The organism is Acinetobacter seifertii (genome assembly GCF_016064815.1).
Lineage (GTDB): Bacteria > Pseudomonadota > Gammaproteobacteria > Pseudomonadales > Moraxellaceae > Acinetobacter > Acinetobacter seifertii.
In genome coordinates this window covers 2,993,322-3,012,359 of the sequence record NZ_CP065820.1, presented here as the reverse complement: position 1 = coordinate 3,012,359, position 19,038 = coordinate 2,993,322, and the positions used below count along the sequence as shown (strand labels likewise).

Below are 19,038 nucleotides of genomic sequence, written 5' to 3'. Positions count from 1 at the left end.
GTTTTCGAAACAAATGTTTTGTTCAGTTTTATTTTATAATAAGTTTTTTTGTTAAGTATATTTAAAAATTTATTTATTTTATAATTTATTGTGAGTAGAATAAACATACTATTATTTATAATATACAGCTGTATTTTAAATGGATAATTATTGCTGAATAATTATATTAATAATGATATTTATTTTAGAGTTAATATTCTATTTTTATAATATACAGATGTATTTTAAAATGTATCTGTTTTTATTAATTTTATAAAAATTAATCATATATTTAGAGTTATTATTCTATTTTAAAATAAGTTTACTTATTTTTAACAAAAACAAAACACTTTGTCGTTAATTAATTTTTTATTTATTAAATTCAGTAAATTAAAATTAATTATAAAAATATAATTTGTGATTAAAATCACAATTTTTCTTCTCGTTATTTTGTTTTTATATTTACCCTTTAGATTTATTCAATTAGGATGCCGCCTCTTTTTTTGGGCCGAAAATTTTAAAAATGTATTTGTACATTTTTATTGGTCTTTGAGTTTGGTATTTGTCTGAGAAGTTTTATGAATAAAGTTTATAAGGTCATTTGGAATGCTTCAATTGGAGCATGGGTTGCAACATCTGAAATTGCAAAAGGTAAAACAAAGACTAAATCAAAAACTTTAAATGCATCAGCGATTATTTTAACTAGTTTAATTAGTTTTACGCCAAATGCTTTCGCAGGGACAAATACCGAGGGTGGAGCAGGCCAAGGAACATCTATTTCAGGAACAACTTCTTGTCGTGAAGGAAATGCGAGTACTGCCAATGAAAAAGATGTTGCTATTGGTTGTGGAGCCCAAACTCAAGACCGAACAGGCTCTAACATCGCAAACCGTAACAATCCTTATAATAATTCTACTGGTGCTTATGCTGGTGCAATGAAACAAGGTGGAGCAATCAGTGTCGGTACTGGCGCTGTAGTTGAGAAAGGTTTAGGTACTGCAATTGGTTCTTATGCTACAACTCAAGGTATTTCAGGTGTAGCAATTGGTACAGGTGCTTTATCTTCTGGAAATACTGCTCTTGCGGTTGGGCGCCAATCTGCCGCGACTGCCGATTTTTCTCAAGCCATTGGTAATGTTGCAGCAGCTACAGGTAAAGGCTCTTTAGCAATTGGTCACTCGGCAACGGCAGAAGGTTACCGTTCAATTGCAATTGGTTCACCAGATATTGAAAACGCTGACCCAGTTGCGGGGCAAGCAGGTGCTGCTTATCAACCTAAAATGGCAACAAAAGCAACCGGTAAAGACTCGATTGCTTTTGGTGGTGGCGCAGTGGCCACTGAGGAAAATGCTTTAGCGATTGGTGCATTTTCAGAATCTAAAGGTAAAAAATCTGTTGCAATTGGTACAGGCGCAAAAGCACAAAAAGATAATGCCGTTGTGATTGGAGACCAAGCTGAAGCTACTTTTGATGGTGGTGTCGCAATTGGTAAAGGTGCACGTTCAGAAGCTGAAAATAGTATTGCTGTAGGTAAAGATTCAAAAGCAGTGCAAGCTACAGGTGAAAGTTTCTTAACTAAACAATCAGCTCCAATTGGTGTTTTATCAATTGGTGATGTGGGAAGTGAGCGTCGTATTCAAAATGTAGCAGACGGTTCAGCAGATTCGGATGCTGCCACCATACGTCAGTTAAAAGCGGCTCGTACTCACTATGTCAGTATCAATGATAATGGTCAGCAAGGTGGCAACTTTGAAAATGATGGGGCGACTGGACGTAATGCAATTGCTGTGGGGATGAATACTTCTGCTACTGCTCGTGATGCAATGGCGATTGGTGGATATGCACGAGCAACGGGAATTGGTGCAATTTCAATGGGTAGTAGCAGCCAAACGGTTGGTAGTGGGGATGTTGCGATTGGCCGTAATGCTTCGACAAAAGGTGCAGAAGGGACACCGTCTGGTTATAGCAACCAATCAATTGCGATTGGTGACCAGACCAAAGCGATTGGAGATCAATCGATTGCGATTGGTGCCGATGTTATTGCAAGAGGAAACTCTTCTGTTGCCATTGGTGGTGATGATGTAGATAAAATCGCACAAGATGCTGAGCTGAGTAAAACCTATACAGAAATTACGGGAGGGATACTTAAAGCAGGTAAGTATCCAACAACTGAAGCGAATCACGGCTCAACTGCTGTAGGTACTCAAGCTGTAGGTACTGGTGCATTTTCTTCGGCTTTTGGTATGACTTCTAAAGCTACGGGTGATGCTTCATCTGCTTTTGGCGTCATGTCAAATGCTTCAGGTAAAGGTGCCGCTGCATTTGGTGCGGTTGCTCAAGCAACAGGTGATGGTGCATCGGCAATGGGTATTAACTCATTGGCATCGGGTACAAATTCAACAGCAATTGGTTCTGGTAACAAACCTGGTGAAGGTGCAAAAGCAACTGGAAACAGTGCTGCTGCGATTGGTAGCGGTGCCCAAGCAACAGGCGATAACTCGGCTGCAATTGGTAAAGGGGCTGAGGCTACCAATGAAAATGCTGCAGCTGTAGGCGGCGGTGCAAAAGCAGCGGGTAAAAATGCTGCAGCCATTGGTGGTGGTGCAATTGCCGACCAAGAAAATGCTGTTGCAGTTGGTCAAGGTGCCCAGTCTTTAGTTGAAGGTGGTGTCGCTTTAGGTGCACGTAGTAAAGTAGAAGCTAAAAATAGTGTTGCTTTAGGCCAAGATGCTGTAGCAACCGAAGCGACAGGAAGCTCTTTTCTGACCAATCGTGATGCTTCTAAATCTAATGGTGTTATTTCTGTTGGGGCGGCTGGAAAAGAACGCCGTATTACCAATGTTGAAGATGGCTCAGCTGACTCAGATGCGGTAACAGTACGCCAGCTTAAGAATGTGGATGGACGTGTAAATCAAAATGCGAGCAATATTAGTAAAAACGCTCAGAATATTACTAATCTTAATCAAAAGTTAGATGATACAAAAACTGAATTTGGTAACCAGATTACTGATACCAACACTAAGTTAAATAACACTAAAGATCAGTTAACAACTCAGATTAACGATACCAAGACCGAGTTAAACAACACGATTGGTAACACGAAAACTGAACTGAATACCAAAATTGACAACACCAAAACCGAGCTTGAAAACAAAGGCTTGAACTTTGCTGGCAACAGTGGAGCAGATGTCCACCGTAAACTTGGCGAGAAGCTCAATATTGTAGGTGGTGCAGCTGCCTCAACACCAGCTGCGAAAACAAGCGGTGAAAATGTCATTACCCGTACTACTCAAGATGGCATCCAGATTGAGTTATTAAAAGACTCGAAGTTTGACAGTGTGACTACCGGTAACACGACTATAAATAACAATGGTTTAACTATTAAAGATGGTCCAAGCATTACCAAAGAAGGCATTAATGCGGGCGGTAAACAGATTACCAATGTGGCAGATGGTGTAAATGCTAAAGATGCAGTGAATGTTGATCAGCTAAGCAAAGTAAAAGAGAGCTTAAATGGCAAAATCACTGATACGAATAATCATTTAAATGATGCGAAAAACGATTTAGGTAATCAGATCGCTGATACCAACACCAAATTAGACACTACTAAAGATCAGTTAACGACTCAGATTAACGATACCAAGACTGAGTTAAACAACACGATTGGTAATACGAAAACTGAACTGAATACCAAAATTGACAACACCAAAACCGAGCTTGAAAACAAAGGCTTGAACTTTGCTGGCAACAGTGGAGCAGATGTCCACCGTAAACTTAGCGAGAAGCTCAATATTGTGGGTGGTGCGGCTGCTTCAACGCCAGCTGCGAAAACAAGTGGTGAAAATGTTATTACCCGTACCACTCAAGATGGTATCCAGATTGAGTTATTAAAAGACTCGAAGTTTGACAGTGTAACTACTGGCAATACCACTTTAAACAATAATGGTCTGACGATTAAAGACGGTCCAAGCATTACTAAAGAAGGTATTAATGCTGGTGGTAAACAAATTACGAATGTTGCAGATGGTGTAAATGCTAAAGATGCAGTGAATGTTGATCAGCTCACCAAAGTAAAAGATAACTTAAATGGCAAAATCACTGATACCAATAATCAGTTAAATGATGCGAAAAAAGATTTAGGTAATCAGATCGTTGATACCAACAAGAATTTAAATGATGCTAAAAATGATCTTGGTAATCAGATTACCGATACCAATACCAAGTTAAACAATGCCAAAGATCAGTTAACGACTCAGATTAACGACACTAAAACTGAGTTAAACAACACGATTGGTAACACCAAAACTGAACTAAATACCAAAATCGACAATACCAAAACCGAGCTTGAAAACAAAGGTTTGAACTTTGCTGGTAACAGTGGAGCAGATGTCCACCGTAAACTTGGTGAGAGGCTCAATATTGTAGGTGGTGCAGCTGCTTCAACTCCAGCAGGCAAGACTAGTGGTGAAAATGTTATTACCCGTACTACTCAAGATGGTATTCAGATAGAACTGTTAAAAGACTCGAAGTTTGACAGTGTGACTACTGGCAATACCACTTTGAACAATAACGGTTTGACGATTAAAGAAGGTCCAAGCATTACTAAAGAAGGTATTAATGCTGGTGGTAAACAAATTACGAATGTTGCAGATGGTGTAAACGCTAAAGATGCAGTGAATAAAGGTCAGTTAGATGATCTTGCTGCCAAGCAAAATGCAACTGATGATGCTGCGGTGAAATACGATGATGCCAAAATTAAAGATAAAGTTACCTTAAAAGGTAAAGACGGTACGGTTTTAGATAATGTGAAAGCAGGCAACATTTCATCAACTTCAAAAGAAGCAGTAAATGGTAGCCAGATTCATAATATTTCAAACAGTATTAAAAACAGCATTGGTGGAAATACAGTTGTAAATCCAGATGGTAGCCTGACGACCAATAACATTGGCGGCACGGGTAAAAACAACATCAATGATGCAATTAATGAAGTAAAACATACTGCGACTAAAGCAAAAACGACCGTAACTGAAGGCGATAATGTCGTTGTAAAAGAAACTGTTAATAAAGATGGTAGTACTAACTACGAAGTATCGACTAAAAAAGATCTGACATTAAACAGCGTAACTTCAGGCGATAGCGTACTTACTAATAATGGCTTAACTATTAAAGATGGTCCAAGCATGACTAAAGAAGGTATTAATGGAGGTGGTAAACAAATTACCAATGTGGCAGATGGTGTAAATGCTAAAGATGCAGTGAATGTTGATCAACTAACTAAAATCAAAGACAGCTTAAATGGCAAAATCACTGATACCAATACCAAGCTAGACACGACCAAAGATCAGTTAACGACTCAGATTAAGGATACCAAGACTGAGTTAAACAACACGATTGGTAACACCAAAACTGAACTAAATACCAAAATCGACAATACCAAAACCGAGCTTGAAAACAAAGGCTTGAACTTTGCTGGTAACAGTGGAGCAGATGTCCACCGTAAACTTGGTGATAAGCTCAATATTGTAGGTGGTGCAACTGCTTCAACTCCAGCAGGCAAGACTAGTGGTGAAAATGTTATTACCCGTACGACTCAAGATGGTATTCAGATAGAACTGTTAAAAGACTCGAAGTTTGACAGTGTGACTACTGGTAACACGACTATAAGCAACAATGGTTTAACTATTAAAGAAGGTCCAAGCATTACTAAAGACGGTATTAATGCTGGTGGTAAACAAATTACCAATGTAGCTGATGGTGTAAATGCTAAAGATGCAGTCAATAAAGGTCAGTTAGATGATCTTGCTACTAAACAGAACGCAACTGATGATGCTGCGGTGAAATATGATGATTCCAAAACCAAAGACAAAGTTACCTTAAAAGGTAAGGATGGTACGGTTTTAGATAACATGAAAGCAGGTAACATTTCATCGACTTCAAAAGAAGCGATAAATGGTAGCCAGATTCACAATATTTCAAACAGTATTAAAAACAGCATTGGTGGAAATACAGTTGTAAATCCAGATGGTAGTTTGACTACGAATAACATTGGTGGAACGGGCAAAAACAACATCAATGATGCAATTAGTGAAGTGAAAAATACTGCAACTAAAGCAAAAACGACTGTAACTGAAGGTGACAACATTGTAGTAAAAGAAACTGTAAATAAAGATGGCAGTACTAACTACGAAGTATCAACCAAAAAAGATCTGACACTAGACAGCGTAACTGCGGGCGATAGCGTACTTAATCATAATGGTTTGACTATTAAAGATGGTCCAAGCATGACGAAAGATGGCATTAATGCTGGCGGTAAGAAAATTACTGATGTCGCGAACGGTGTGATTGCACAAAACTCTAAAGATGCTGTAAATGGCGGTCAGGTTCATAACATTTCGACGAGTATTAAAAACAGTATTGGTGGCAATACTGTTGTAAACCCAGACGGTAGCCTGACGACCAATAACATTGGTGGAACGGGTAAAAATAACATCAATGATGCAATCAAATCGGTAGATGACAAAGTCACAAATGGTGTAAATGACTTGACCCAAAAAGGGCTGAATTTTGGTGCAAATGACCAGAAAGCAACTCAGGGTAAAGCTGTTCATCGTAAGCTCGGTGACACCGTTAATATTGTAGGTGGTGCTAATCCAGAAACTGCTGAAGATAAAACCAGTGGCGAAAACATTATTACTCGTACCACAGAAGATGGCGTCAAAATTGAGATGCTAAAAGATGTGAAATTCGACAGTGTAAATGTTGGTGGTCATATCTTGAATCAGCAAGGTCTCATCATTAAAGGCGGTCCAAGCATCACAATTAATGGTATTGATGCTGGAAGTAAGCAAATCACCAATGTTGCAGATGGGGTTAATGCAAAAGACGCAGTCAATAAAGGCCAGTTAGATAAGCAAATTAATGAAGTTAAAGATCAAATTGGTAAAGATATTGGCAAACTTTCTGATCATGCTGTGCAGTATGACAAAGATAAAAATGGCAATGTCGACAAGAACTCAGTCACTTTAGGTGGGGGAGATAAAGGTACAAACCTGAAAAATGTAGCTGATGGTAAAGTTGCTGAAGGCTCTAAAGACGCCGTAAATGGAGGACAATTGTGGAATGTTCAAAATCAGGTCGATAAGAATTCGAATGATATTAAGAACATTCAGAACAACATTGACAACATTTCTAATGGTAAAGCAGGTTTAGTTCAACAGCAAAAACCAAATGGTGAAATCACGGTCGGTAAAGACACGGGTGGTACTAGCGTAAATATGGCTGGTAAAGACGGTGATCGAGTTGTCCAAGGTGTCAAAGATGGCGAGATTAAAGCTGGTTCAAACCAAGCCGTAAATGGTGGTCAGATTCACAATATTTCAGACAGTATTAAAAACAGTATTGGTGGAAATACATCAGTAAATAGTGATGGTTCAATCACGACTAAGAATATTGGTGGAACGGGTAAAGACAATATTAATGATGCCATTGGTACGTTAAATCAGTCGAACCAAGAATTAGGCAACAAAATTACCAATCTGGGAGATCAGTTACAACAAGTGTTTTATGACACCAATAAACGTATTGATGACGTTGAGAAAAAAGCCAATGCGGGTATTGCTGCTGCGATGGCTTTAGAAAATGCGCCGTTTGTAGCAGGTAAATATACCTATGCTGTGGGTGCTGCATATCATGGTGGTGAAAATGCTGTCGGTGTGACCTTACGTAAAACCTCTGATAATGGTCGTTGGTCAATCACAGGTGGTGTAGCAGCTGCTTCTCAAGGTGAGCCAAGCGTTCGTATTGGTATTAGTGGTGTTATTAACTAAGAAACTGGTTAGGAGAGTAGCAATGCTCTCCTTGCTCGACAGATTAAAGAGATTATAGAAATGAATAAAACAATCCAAAGCTTGGTCGTAGCAGCTTTTGCTGGTTTCGCGGTAACAACTTATGCAAATGAACCAGCTCAGCCACAGGAAATTCATTTTCCAGCGATTGAAAAAAGTTATTTGAAACAAGTAAAACGCTATGAATACCAAGATGTTGCTCGTTTAGACCAAGGACTAAATAAAGACCAAATTCGAGCTTTACTAGGCAATCCACAATTTAGTGAAGGACTTTTTGCAGTAAAAGTTTGGAACTATGTATTAGATATCCGTGTTCCTAACACAAACCAGTACCAACGTTGTCAGTTACGTGTTGATTTTGATAAACGCTATTTAGCAGAACGTTTATCTTGGAAAGGTGAGGCGTGTGAAGGTTTGGTTGCTTGGGGAGAAAATAATCAGGCAACAGCACATAGCACTGTAATTGCAGATCGTACAGCGAGTGTCTTATTTGCCTTTGATCGATTCGATGTTAATGCTATTGAAGAGGGTACTGACAGCATTACTAAAATTGCCGAGCAGATTAAGAAAAGTGAAACAACGAGCCCTATTATTGTTTCAGGCTTTACGGATCGGTTAGGTAAATTTAGCTATAACCAACAATTGTCTTCACAACGTGCTAATACTGTTGCCAAATTATTGGTGCAACAGGGCATTGTAGCAAGTCGAATCCAAATACAGGCAAATAGTCAGACCGACTTATATAAGCAGTGTAGCGATAACAATAGTTCACAACTTATTCAATGTTTAGCACCAAATAGACGTGTTAATATCAATTGGTGAAGCGGTCTGTCAGGTAAAAGTAACCACTTTTAAAGTGGTTACTTTTATTCTTTTAGTAAACTGAAAAATAAATCAATCAGCTACATTTTGAGTCATATAATCCTTCAATTGCCTATAAAATCATAAACCGAAAGTGATGTTAGAACTCCACCGAATATTGACTCTAGCTTTAATCTTTAAATAAACGCTTCTAAACAATCAGTCTTTAAAAATGATTATTTATCAAAAATAATTAAACTTTTTTAATAAAAATAAAACGATAGTTTTTAACTATAAATTCAAATTCAACATTTTGTTTTTATTAACTTTTTAATCTAAAATAGTCTGATTTTACCTGCAAAGTTTTATTTAGAGAAAAAAATCATAATATCTTTTATATATTTATTTGATTATATATTGTTCTTTTCCTTGTTTTTCATCGCATTACAAGTTTTTTTTGTGATTTACCTCTCATTTTTTCTTTGATATATTTCGCGAAATTTGCCAAACCTTTTGTTTTTTGAAACTTTATGTAACTTAAGGTAAGCATTGTCTATTTTTTGTAAAAATGCGAGTAAGTATATGAATAAAATATACAAAGTAATTTGGAACGCTTCATTAGGAATTTGGGTTGCTGTTTCAGAAATTGCAAAGGGTCATTCAAAAACTCGTAGTCAAAGAACAAATAATGCTTTGATGCCTTCTACTGAAGCCACCGATTTTCTACAGTCCTCAACTTCAATTAATTTTAAAATTAAACCACTTACTTGGGGAATATTAACTGTACTCGTTCCATCTATTACTTTTGGTGAGGTTGGAGTGTCAGGAGGTTTTGCTACTGGAAATAATGCCACGGCAATTTCTGCATGTACTGGAACAGGAGTGGGGGGAACTGGAGACAGAGCTACTGCAGGAGGAGAACGTGCATTAGCAATAGGTTGTGGTGCAGTAACAGATTCAGATAGAGATATTGCAATAGGTAGTCAAGCTTCTACTGCAAATCCAGCAAATGCTACAGGAACTTATAATGAGTCGATAGCTATTGGTGCTGAATCTAGAGCAAGTGGATCTCAGGCTCTTGCAATAGGTGGTCAGGCGACAGCAACAGGTAATTCATCTGTAGCGATCGGTGCTGACGATATGGATAAAGTTGCTAGTACAAACCCGCCAGCTTATAACTACACACCAACTGCCGGAGATAACGCTCTATATAATAATACTGCTACAGCGGCTGCATATAAAAATTTGACAGGCGATTACTTAGTTGACTTTGAAAAAACAAATGGCGGTGCATCTGGGGTAGGAAATCGTTATACCAGAGTACAAACAGGTGAAGCTGCAGTTGCGGTAGGCCCTAAGGCTACAGCTACTGATTTGGGTACAGCTTTGGGTCCTGTAGCGACAGCTGGGTCAATCGCTTCAGTTGCGGTAGGCGTAAAAGCAGAAGCACGTGGACAAGGTAGTTTATCTATTGGTTCACTAGCTTATACCGCAAATACAGGTGATGTTGCTGTAGGTATTAACTCTGCTGCTACAGGAGGTGATTCGATTGCTATTGGTGCTGGAAGTGACTTAAAAGGTACTCCCTATGTTCAATCAGGTGCATCAGCGAGTAAAAAGGGTGCCAGTGCGTCTGGGGTAAATTCGATATCAATAGGTACTAACACTGCGGCGACTGGCACAAATGCAGTAGTTGTAGGTACGCAATCATCCGCTTCAAATTTGGCTGTAGCGGTTGGTTCGGTTGCCACAGCTGGAGACCAAAGCGTTTCTATTGGTTCAAATAGTGCGGCTTCCTCTCAAACATCTGTAGCAATTGGTGCAAGAGCACAAGCCTTACAAGCTAACTCTGTTGCTCTAGGTAGTGATTCAGTGTCTGATCGAGCTTCAGGTTCATTCGGATATGACCCTTTAACTGAAACGAGCACTACAAGTACGAATAGTACCTGGAAGGCGACAGATGCTGCTGTTTCAGTTGGAAATGGAACGACACGAACTCGTCAGATTACTAGTGTTGCGGCTGGAACAAATGATACAGATGCAGCCAACGTTGCACAGTTAAAAAAAGCAACTTCTAAAGTTTTAGCCGGAACAGGTACAACTGTTGCTCAGGGAACTGATAGTAACGGTATAACGACTTATACTGTAAATGCGAATACATTTACAGTACGTCAAGGAACAACAAATAAAGCAACTATTGGCGATAGTACCACTGATAAAGTTAGCTTTATCAATGGTAAAAATACTGTTGCTAAAGTAGCGGACGAATTAAATAGCAATACTGATGTTACTTTTGATTTAGCCGATGATATTTCATTAAATAGTGTAACAACTGGTAATACGACCCTGAATAGTTCAGGAGTTACAGTTAATGGTGGAGCGAATGGTCCAGTAAAATTAACAAATACTGGGCTAGATAATGGTGGAAATAAAATCACCAATGTCGCAGCAGGAACAGTTTCTTCTACCTCTACAGATGCAGTGAATGGTAGCCAGTTAAATACCACGAACCAGAATGTAACCACTGCTCAGAATACTGCAAACACAGCAGTCACCAATGCATCTGCTGCCCAAGCGACAGCAGACAAAGGCCTGAACTTTAGTGTGAATGGCGGTACGGCTGACAATGTGAAGCTGGGTGAAACGGTTAACTTTGCCAATGGCACCAACACCACAGCAGTTTATGACCCTGCAACCAATACTTATAAATACAATGTAAATGACAATATTGCATTAACCAATGCGGGTAGCTTAACAGTTGGGAATAGCAAAGTTGATAACAGTGGTTTAACCATTACCGGTGGTCCAAGTGTAACGACTGCAGGGATTAATGCGGGTAATCAGAAAATTACCAATGTTAAAGCAGGCACTAATGCGACTGATGCAGTCAATTTTGGCCAGTTAAATGCAACCAACCAGAATGTAACCACTGCACAAAACACAGCAAATACCGCATTGAACAATGCAGCAGCAGCGCAAGCGACGGCAGATAAAGGCCTGAACTTTAGTGTGAATGGTGGTACAACTGACAATGTGAAGTTAGGTGAAACGGTTAACTTTGCAGATGGGACGAACACAACAGCAGAGTATGACCCTGCAACCAATACCTATAAATACAGTGTCAATGACAACATTGCATTAACCAATGCGGGCAGTTTAACGGTCGGTAACACTAAGGTTGATGACAGTGGCTTAACCATTACAGGCGGTCCAAGTATAACGACTGCGGGTATCAATGCTGCTAACCAGAAGATTACTAATGTCGCAGCAGGAACAGTTTCTTCTACCTCTACAGATGCAGTAAACGGTAGCCAGTTAAATGCAACCAACCAGAATGTAACGACTGCTCAGAACACCGCAAACACAGCGGTGACGAATGCAGCAGCAGCCCAAAATACGGCAAACACGGCAGTCACCAATGCAGCTGCTGCCCAAGCGACAGCAGACAAAGGTCTGAACTTTAGTGTCAATGGTGGCACAGCTGACAATGTGAAGTTGGGTGAAACGGTTAACTTTGCCAATGGAACCAACACCACAGCAACCTATGACCCTGCAACCAATACCTATAAATACAGTGTCAATGACAACATTGCATTAACCAATGCAGGTAGCTTAACAGTAGGAAATACTAAAGTTGATAACAGTGGATTAAGCATTACTGGTGGCCCAAGTGTAACCACAGCAGGGATTAATGCGGGTAATCAGAAAATTACCAATGTTAAAGCAGGCACTAATGCGACTGATGCAGTCAATTTTAGCCAGTTAAATGCAACCAACCAGAATGTAACCACTGCACAAAACACAGCAAATACCGCATTGACCAATGCAACAGCAGCCCAAGCGACGGCAGATAAAGGCCTGAACTTTAGTGTGAATGGTGGTACAACTGACAACGTGAAGTTAGGTGAAACGGTTAACTTTGCAGATGGGACGAACACAACAGTAGAGTATGACCCTGCAACCAATACCTATAAATATAATGTGAATGACAACATTGCATTAACCAATGCGGGTAGCTTAACGGTCGGTAACACCAAGGTTGATAACAGCGGATTAAGCATTACTGGTGGCCCAAGTGTAACAACTGCGGGTATCAATGCTGCTAACCAGAAAGTGACTAACGTTGCAGCAGGCACCATTTCATCTACATCCACAGATGCAGTGAATGGTAGTCAGTTAGATGCGACCAACCAGAATGTAACGACTGCCCAAAATACTGCAAACACAGCGGTGACCAATGCAGCAGCAGCACAAGCGACGGCAGACAAAGGTCTGAACTTTAGTGTGAATGGCGGTACAGCTGACAACGTGAAGTTGGGTGAAACGGTTAACTTTGCAGATGGCACCAATACGACAGCAGTGTATGACCCTGCCACCAATACCTATAAATACAATGTGAATGACAACATTGCATTAACCAATGCAGGTAGCTTAAGGGTCGGTAACACCAAGGTTGATAACAGTGGTTTAACCATTACTGGTGGCCCAAGTGTAACAACTGCAGGTATTAATGCTGCTAACCAGAAGATTACCAATGTCGCAGCAGGAACGAATGCAACTGATGCTGTTAATGTAAGCCAGTTGGGTGCAGTAACTACAGCAGCGAATACCAAGACAGATGCTTTAGGTATCAGTACCGCGAGTAACTTGGGTGGTGGCGCAGTTTATAATCCGGTTACAGGCGCAGTCAGTTCACCAGTCTATAGTGTGAATGGCAACAACGTGAATAACGTTGGTGACGCGATCATAGCACTGGATAAAGGCTGGACCTTGCAAAGTAATGGTGTCAATGCAGGTGCAGTGAAAGCTGGCGATACCGTAGATATTGGTACGGTTGCAGGCGAAAGCAACCTCAAAGTAACCAAGACTGGTAACAATATCCAGTATGGTTTAAACCGTGATCTGAATATTGACAGTGTAACGGCAGCTGACAGCAAGCTAGACACCAATGGTCTTACCATTGCTGGTGGTCCAAGTGTAACCAAGTCTGGTATTGATGCAGCTAACCAGAAAATTACTAACGTTGGTGCAGGTAGTATTTCTGCTACATCAACAGATGCAGTGAATGGTAGCCAGTTAAATGCGACCAACCAGAATGTAACGACTGCCCAGAACACTGCAAACACAGCAGTCAGCAATGCAGCAGCAGCCCAAGCCACAGCAGACAAAGGTCTGAACTTTAGTGTCAATGGTGGTACGACAAACAATGTGAAGTTAGGTGAAACAGTTAACTTTGCAGATGGTACCAACACCACAGCAGTGTATGACCCAGCAACCAATACCTATAAATACAATGTGAATGACAACATTGCATTAACCAATGCGGGCAGTTTAACGGTCGGTAACACCAAGGTTGATAACAGTGGCCTAACCATTACTGGTGGCCCAAGTGTAACAACTGCAGGTATTAATGCTGCTAACCAGAAGGTTACCAATGTCGCAGCAGGAACCAATGCGACTGATGCTGTAAATGTTAGCCAATTGGGTGCTATTACTACAGCAGCGAATAGTAAGACAGATGCTTTAGGTACCAGTACCGCGAGTAACTTAGGTGGCGGAGCAGTTTATAATCCAGTTACAGGCGCAGTCAGTTCACCAGTCTATAGCGTGAATGGCAACAACGTGAATAACGTTGGTGACGCGATCATAGCACTGGATAAAGGCTGGACCTTGCAAAGCAATGGTGCCAATGCAGGTGCAGTGAAAGCTGGTGATACAGTTGACATTGGTACGGTTGCAGGCGAAAGCAACCTGAAAGTAACCAAGACTGGTAACAAGATCCAATATGGACTGAACCGTGATCTTAATATTGATAGTGTAACGGCAGGCGACAGCAAGTTAGACACCAATGGTTTAATCATTGCAGGTGGCCCAAGTGTAACCAAGTCTGGTATTGATGCAGCTAACCAGAAAATTACTAACGTTGGTGCAGGTAGTATTTCTGCTACATCAACAGATGCAGTGAATGGTAGCCAGTTAAATGCGACCAACCAGAATGTAACGACTGCCCAGAACACTGCAAACACGGCTGTGACCAGTGCAGCAGCAGCACAAGCGACGGCAGACAAGGGTCTGAACTTTAGTGTCAATGGTGGTACGGCTAAGAACGTGAAGCTGGGTGAAACGGTTAACTTCGCAGATGGTACCAACACCACAGCAGTGTATGACCCAGCAACCAATACCTATAAATACAATGTGAATGACAACATTGCATTAACCAATGCGGGCAGTTTAACGGTCGGCAACACTAAAGTTGATAACAGTGGTTTAACCATTACTGGTGGCCCAAGTGTAACGACTGCTGGAATTAATGCAGGTAACCAAAAGATTACCAATGTTGCAGCAGGGACAAATGCGACTGATGCTGTAAATGTTAGCCAATTGGGTGCTATTACTACAGCAGCGAATAGTAAGACAGATGCTTTAGGTACCAGTACCGCGAGTAACTTAGGTGGCGGAGCAGTTTATAATCCAGTTACAGGCGCAGTCAGTTCACCAGTCTATAGCGTGAATGGCAACAACGTGAATAACGTTGGTGACGCGATCATAGCACTGGATAAAGGCTGGACCTTGCAAAGCAATGGTGCCAATGCAGGTGCAGTGAAAGCTGGTGATACAGTTGACATTGGTACGGTTGCAGGCGAAAGCAACCTGAAAGTAACCAAGACTGGTAACAAGATCCAATATGGACTGAACCGTGATCTTAATATTGATAGTGTAACGGCAGGCGACAGCAAGTTAGACACCAATGGTTTAATCATTGCAGGTGGCCCAAGTGTAACCAAGTCTGGTATTGATGCAGCTAACCAGAAAATTACTAACGTTGGTGCAGGTAGTATTTCTGCTACATCAACAGATGCAGTGAATGGTAGCCAGTTAAATGCGACCAACCAGAATGTAACGACTGCCCAGAACACTGCAAACACAGCAGTCAGCAATGCAGCAGCAGCCCAAGCCACAGCAGACAAAGGTCTGAACTTTAGTGTCAATGGTGGTACGACAAACAATGTGAAGTTAGGTGAAACAGTTAACTTTGCAGATGGTACCAACACCACAGCAGTGTATGACCCAGCAACCAATACCTATAAATACAATGTGAATGACAACATTGCATTAACCAATGCGGGCAGTTTAACGGTCGGTAACACCAAGGTTGATAACAGTGGCCTAACCATTACTGGTGGCCCAAGTGTAACAACTGCAGGTATTAATGCTGCTAACCAGAAGGTTACCAATGTCGCAGCAGGAACCAATGCGACTGATGCTGTAAATGTTAGCCAATTGGGTGCTATTACTACAGCAGCGAATAGTAAGACAGATGCTTTAGGTACCAGTACCGCGAGTAACTTAGGTGGCGGAGCAGTTTATAATCCAGTTACAGGCGCAGTCAGTTCACCAGTCTATAGCGTGAATGGCAACAACGTGAATAACGTTGGTGACGCGATCATAGCACTGGATAAAGGCTGGACCTTACAAAGCAATGGTGCCAATGCAGGTGCAGTGAAAGCTGGCGATACCGTAGATATTGGTACGGCTACAGGTGAAGCCAACCTGAAAGTCACCAAAACTGGAAACAAGATTCAGTATGGTTTAAACCGTGACCTGAATGTGGATAGCGTAACGGCAGGCGACAGCAAGCTAGACACTAATGGTTTAACCATTGCTGGCGGTCCAAGTGTAAGCCAATCTGGTATTGATGCAGCTAACCAGAAGATTACTAACGTAGCAGCAGGGACTATTTCTGCGACCTCTACAGATGCAGTAAATGGTAGTCAGTTACATACTCTCGATAGTCGTGTAACTAAGAATGGTGATTCTACAGCCAATATTTTTGGTGGTGGTGCCAAAGCTAATCCAGATGGTTCGATTTCTAACCCGACTTATACTGTTGCAGGTACAAGTGCAAACAATGTAGGCGATGCTTTAATAGCACTTGATAAAGCAGTCAATGATGCAGGTACAGCAGCAAATGCGGGCTGGACAGTTTCAGCTAATGGTGATGCAGCGACTGCTAAAAAGATTAAACCAAATGGCAAAGTTAACTTTACAGGTGATGATAACTTAACTGTTGCTCAAAGCAGTGAAACTGATAATGAAGGTAATATCAAAGTTGCGTTGAACAAAAATTTGAAAGTTGATAGCGTCACGACTGGTAATACAGTTATCGATACGACTGGAGTAAAAGTTGGCGATAACGTTCAGTTGGGATCAACAGGTCTAATCATTGCTGGTGGTCCTAGTATCACTGCTTCTGGAATCAATGCAGGCAATAAGGTTATTACCAATGTAGCTGCTGGCGTTAACACGACAGATGCAGTGAACAAAGGCCAACTTGATAGTGTAATCACTAACATTAATAACAATGTTGGTGCTTTGGCTAATAGTGCAGTTCAGTATGACAAAAATGCAGATGGTACAGTCAATAAAGACTCTGTCACTTTAGCAGGTGGTGCTAATGGTACAGCACTTAAGAATGTCGCAAATGGTACTGTAGCAGAAAGTTCTAAAGATGCTGTAAATGGAGGCCAGTTGTGGAGTGTTCAACAACAGGTTGACAAAAATACGGGTGATATCTCGAACCTTCAAAATAACATTAACAATGGTAAAACTGGTCTAGTTCAACAAGCGGATAAAGATGCTGCGATTACTGTTGGTAAAGACACGGGTGGTACACAAGTTAATGTTGCTGGAACAGCAGGTGACCGCACGGTGACTGGCGTTAAAGCGGGTGCAGTGACTGCATCTTCAAAAGATGCAGTAAATGGTTCTCAGCTTAATACCACAAACCAAGCACTTGTAAACTACTTAGGTGGTGGAGCTGGTTATAACAATATTACCGAAAGCTTCTCAAACCCGACCTATAACGTGGCTGATAAGTCCTACAACAATGTCGGTGATGCATTAGGTGCATTAAATCAAGCTGATCAAACATTAAATACCAAAATTGACAATGTGAACAACAAACTTGAGCAAGCGTTCTATGCAACAAATCAGCGTATCGACAACTTGGAAGAAAAAATGTCTGCGGGTATTGCTGCAAATGCTGCACTTGAAAATGCGCCATTTATTGCAGGGAAAGTTACCATGGCTGTTGGTGCAGCTTACTATAATCAGCAAAATGCTGTAGGTGTGACTTTACGTAAAACAGCTGACAACGGCCGCTGGTCACTTACAACAGGTGCAGCGCTTGGTAGTCAGGGTAGTCCATTAGTTCGTGTTGGCGTAAGTACAGTAATTGACTGAGTGCCTAACTAAGGAGAGTTTATCTCTCCTTTAAAGTAATATTGTGAGTATGAAAATGAAACAAAATATTCAAATTTTGGTAATGGGCATCTTGGTAAGTTTAAGTATTACTGGATTTACGGATACTGACGTAGCAATTCAACGGAATGAGGTAAAATTTCCAGCAATTGAAAAGAGTTATCTTAAACAAATAAAACGTTATGAGTATGACGACGTTGCTCGTTTGGATAAAGGATTGGATAAAAATCAAATTCGAGCTTTACTAGGAAATCCACAATTTAGTGAAGGGGTTTTTGCAGTAAAAGTATGGAATTATGTATTAGATATCCGTGTTCCTAACACAAACCAATATCAACGCTGTCAATTACGCATTGATTTTAATGAAAAATATTTAGCTGAACATTTATCTTGGAAGGGTGAGGTGTGCGAAGGTTTGGTCGCTTGGGGTGAGAATAATCAGTCGCCAGAGCATAGCACTGTAATTGCAGATCGTACAGCGAGTGTCTTATTTGCGTTTGATCGATTTGATGCGAGTGGGAGCATTACCAAAATTGCTGAGCAGATTAAAAAAGTCAAATAACGAATCCTATTGTTGTTTCAGGCTTTACAGATCGGTTAGGCAAATTTAGCTATAACCAACAATTGTCTTCACAACGTGCTAATACGGTAGCCAAATTATTGGTACAACAAGGCATTGAATCAAGCCGGATACAGATACAGGCGAATAGCCAGACTGATCTATACAAGCAGTGTTCAGGGAAAAATAGCTCGCAACTTATCGAATGTTTAGCGCCAAATAGACGCGTTAATATTATTTGGTAAAACGGTCTGTCATGAAAAAAGTAATCATCCCTAAGATGGTTACTTTTTTTCATTTTAAGGATCTAAAAACAATTTAAGATATAAGTAAGGTATTGATTAATAATAATTTATTTAATGTTGTTTAGCTCTTTACGTATAAATCTTTCAATCGCTGATTTCTAAAAGCTTATTTTAGTATATTAATACATAAAATTGATTAAATAATAATCAAAAAAATTGCAAATTACTGTACGTTTAAGCTGATTTTTTTAAGTAGCACGATATTTTTATTTTAAATTTATTCTAATGAAAATGGATTTTATATATTAAATATTAATAACTTAAGTTTAATTAAAACTAATTTCTTAAT

General features: G+C 40.3%; 3 protein-coding genes and 1 pseudogene. All 4 read left to right on the top strand.

Annotated elements, in window-relative coordinates; all coding sequences use genetic code 11:
• Positions 1-557: 557 nt before the first annotated feature.
• The 4 genes and pseudogenes from ata (at position 558) to tpgA (I8T81_RS13840) (ending at position 18,689) form a co-directional block, all read left to right on the top strand.
• Positions 558-7,805: a trimeric autotransporter adhesin Ata gene (gene ata / locus I8T81_RS13855; RefSeq protein WP_198071473.1), complete on the top strand. Its 7,248-nt coding sequence runs from the start codon at positions 558-560 to the stop codon at positions 7,803-7,805.
• Positions 7,806-7,865: 60 nt separating this feature from the next.
• Positions 7,866-8,645: a trimeric autotransporter adhesin/peptidogylcan-associated protein TpgA gene (tpgA, locus tag I8T81_RS13850; RefSeq protein ID WP_077163554.1), complete on the top strand. Its 780-nt coding sequence runs from the start codon at positions 7,866-7,868 to the stop codon at positions 8,643-8,645.
• A 561-nt stretch (positions 8,646-9,206) separates the two neighbouring features.
• Complete coding sequence (locus tag I8T81_RS13845) at positions 9,207-17,867, top strand: ESPR-type extended signal peptide-containing protein (RefSeq protein ID WP_198071472.1); 8,661 nt, start codon at positions 9,207-9,209, stop codon at positions 17,865-17,867.
• Between the two features lie 55 nt (positions 17,868-17,922).
• Positions 17,923-18,689, top strand: a pseudogene (gene tpgA / locus I8T81_RS13840) (trimeric autotransporter adhesin/peptidogylcan-associated protein TpgA).
• Positions 18,690-19,038 lie beyond the last annotated feature (349 nt).

Coding starts and splice junctions, on each gene's coding strand:
- ata (WP_198071473.1), top strand. CDS start 558: ATGAATAAAGTTTATAAGGTCATTTGGAATGCTTCAATTGGAGCATGG.
- tpgA (WP_077163554.1), top strand. CDS start 7,866: ATGAATAAAACAATCCAAAGCTTGGTCGTAGCAGCTTTTGCTGGTTTC.
- I8T81_RS13845 (WP_198071472.1), top strand. CDS start 9,207: ATGAATAAAATATACAAAGTAATTTGGAACGCTTCATTAGGAATTTGG.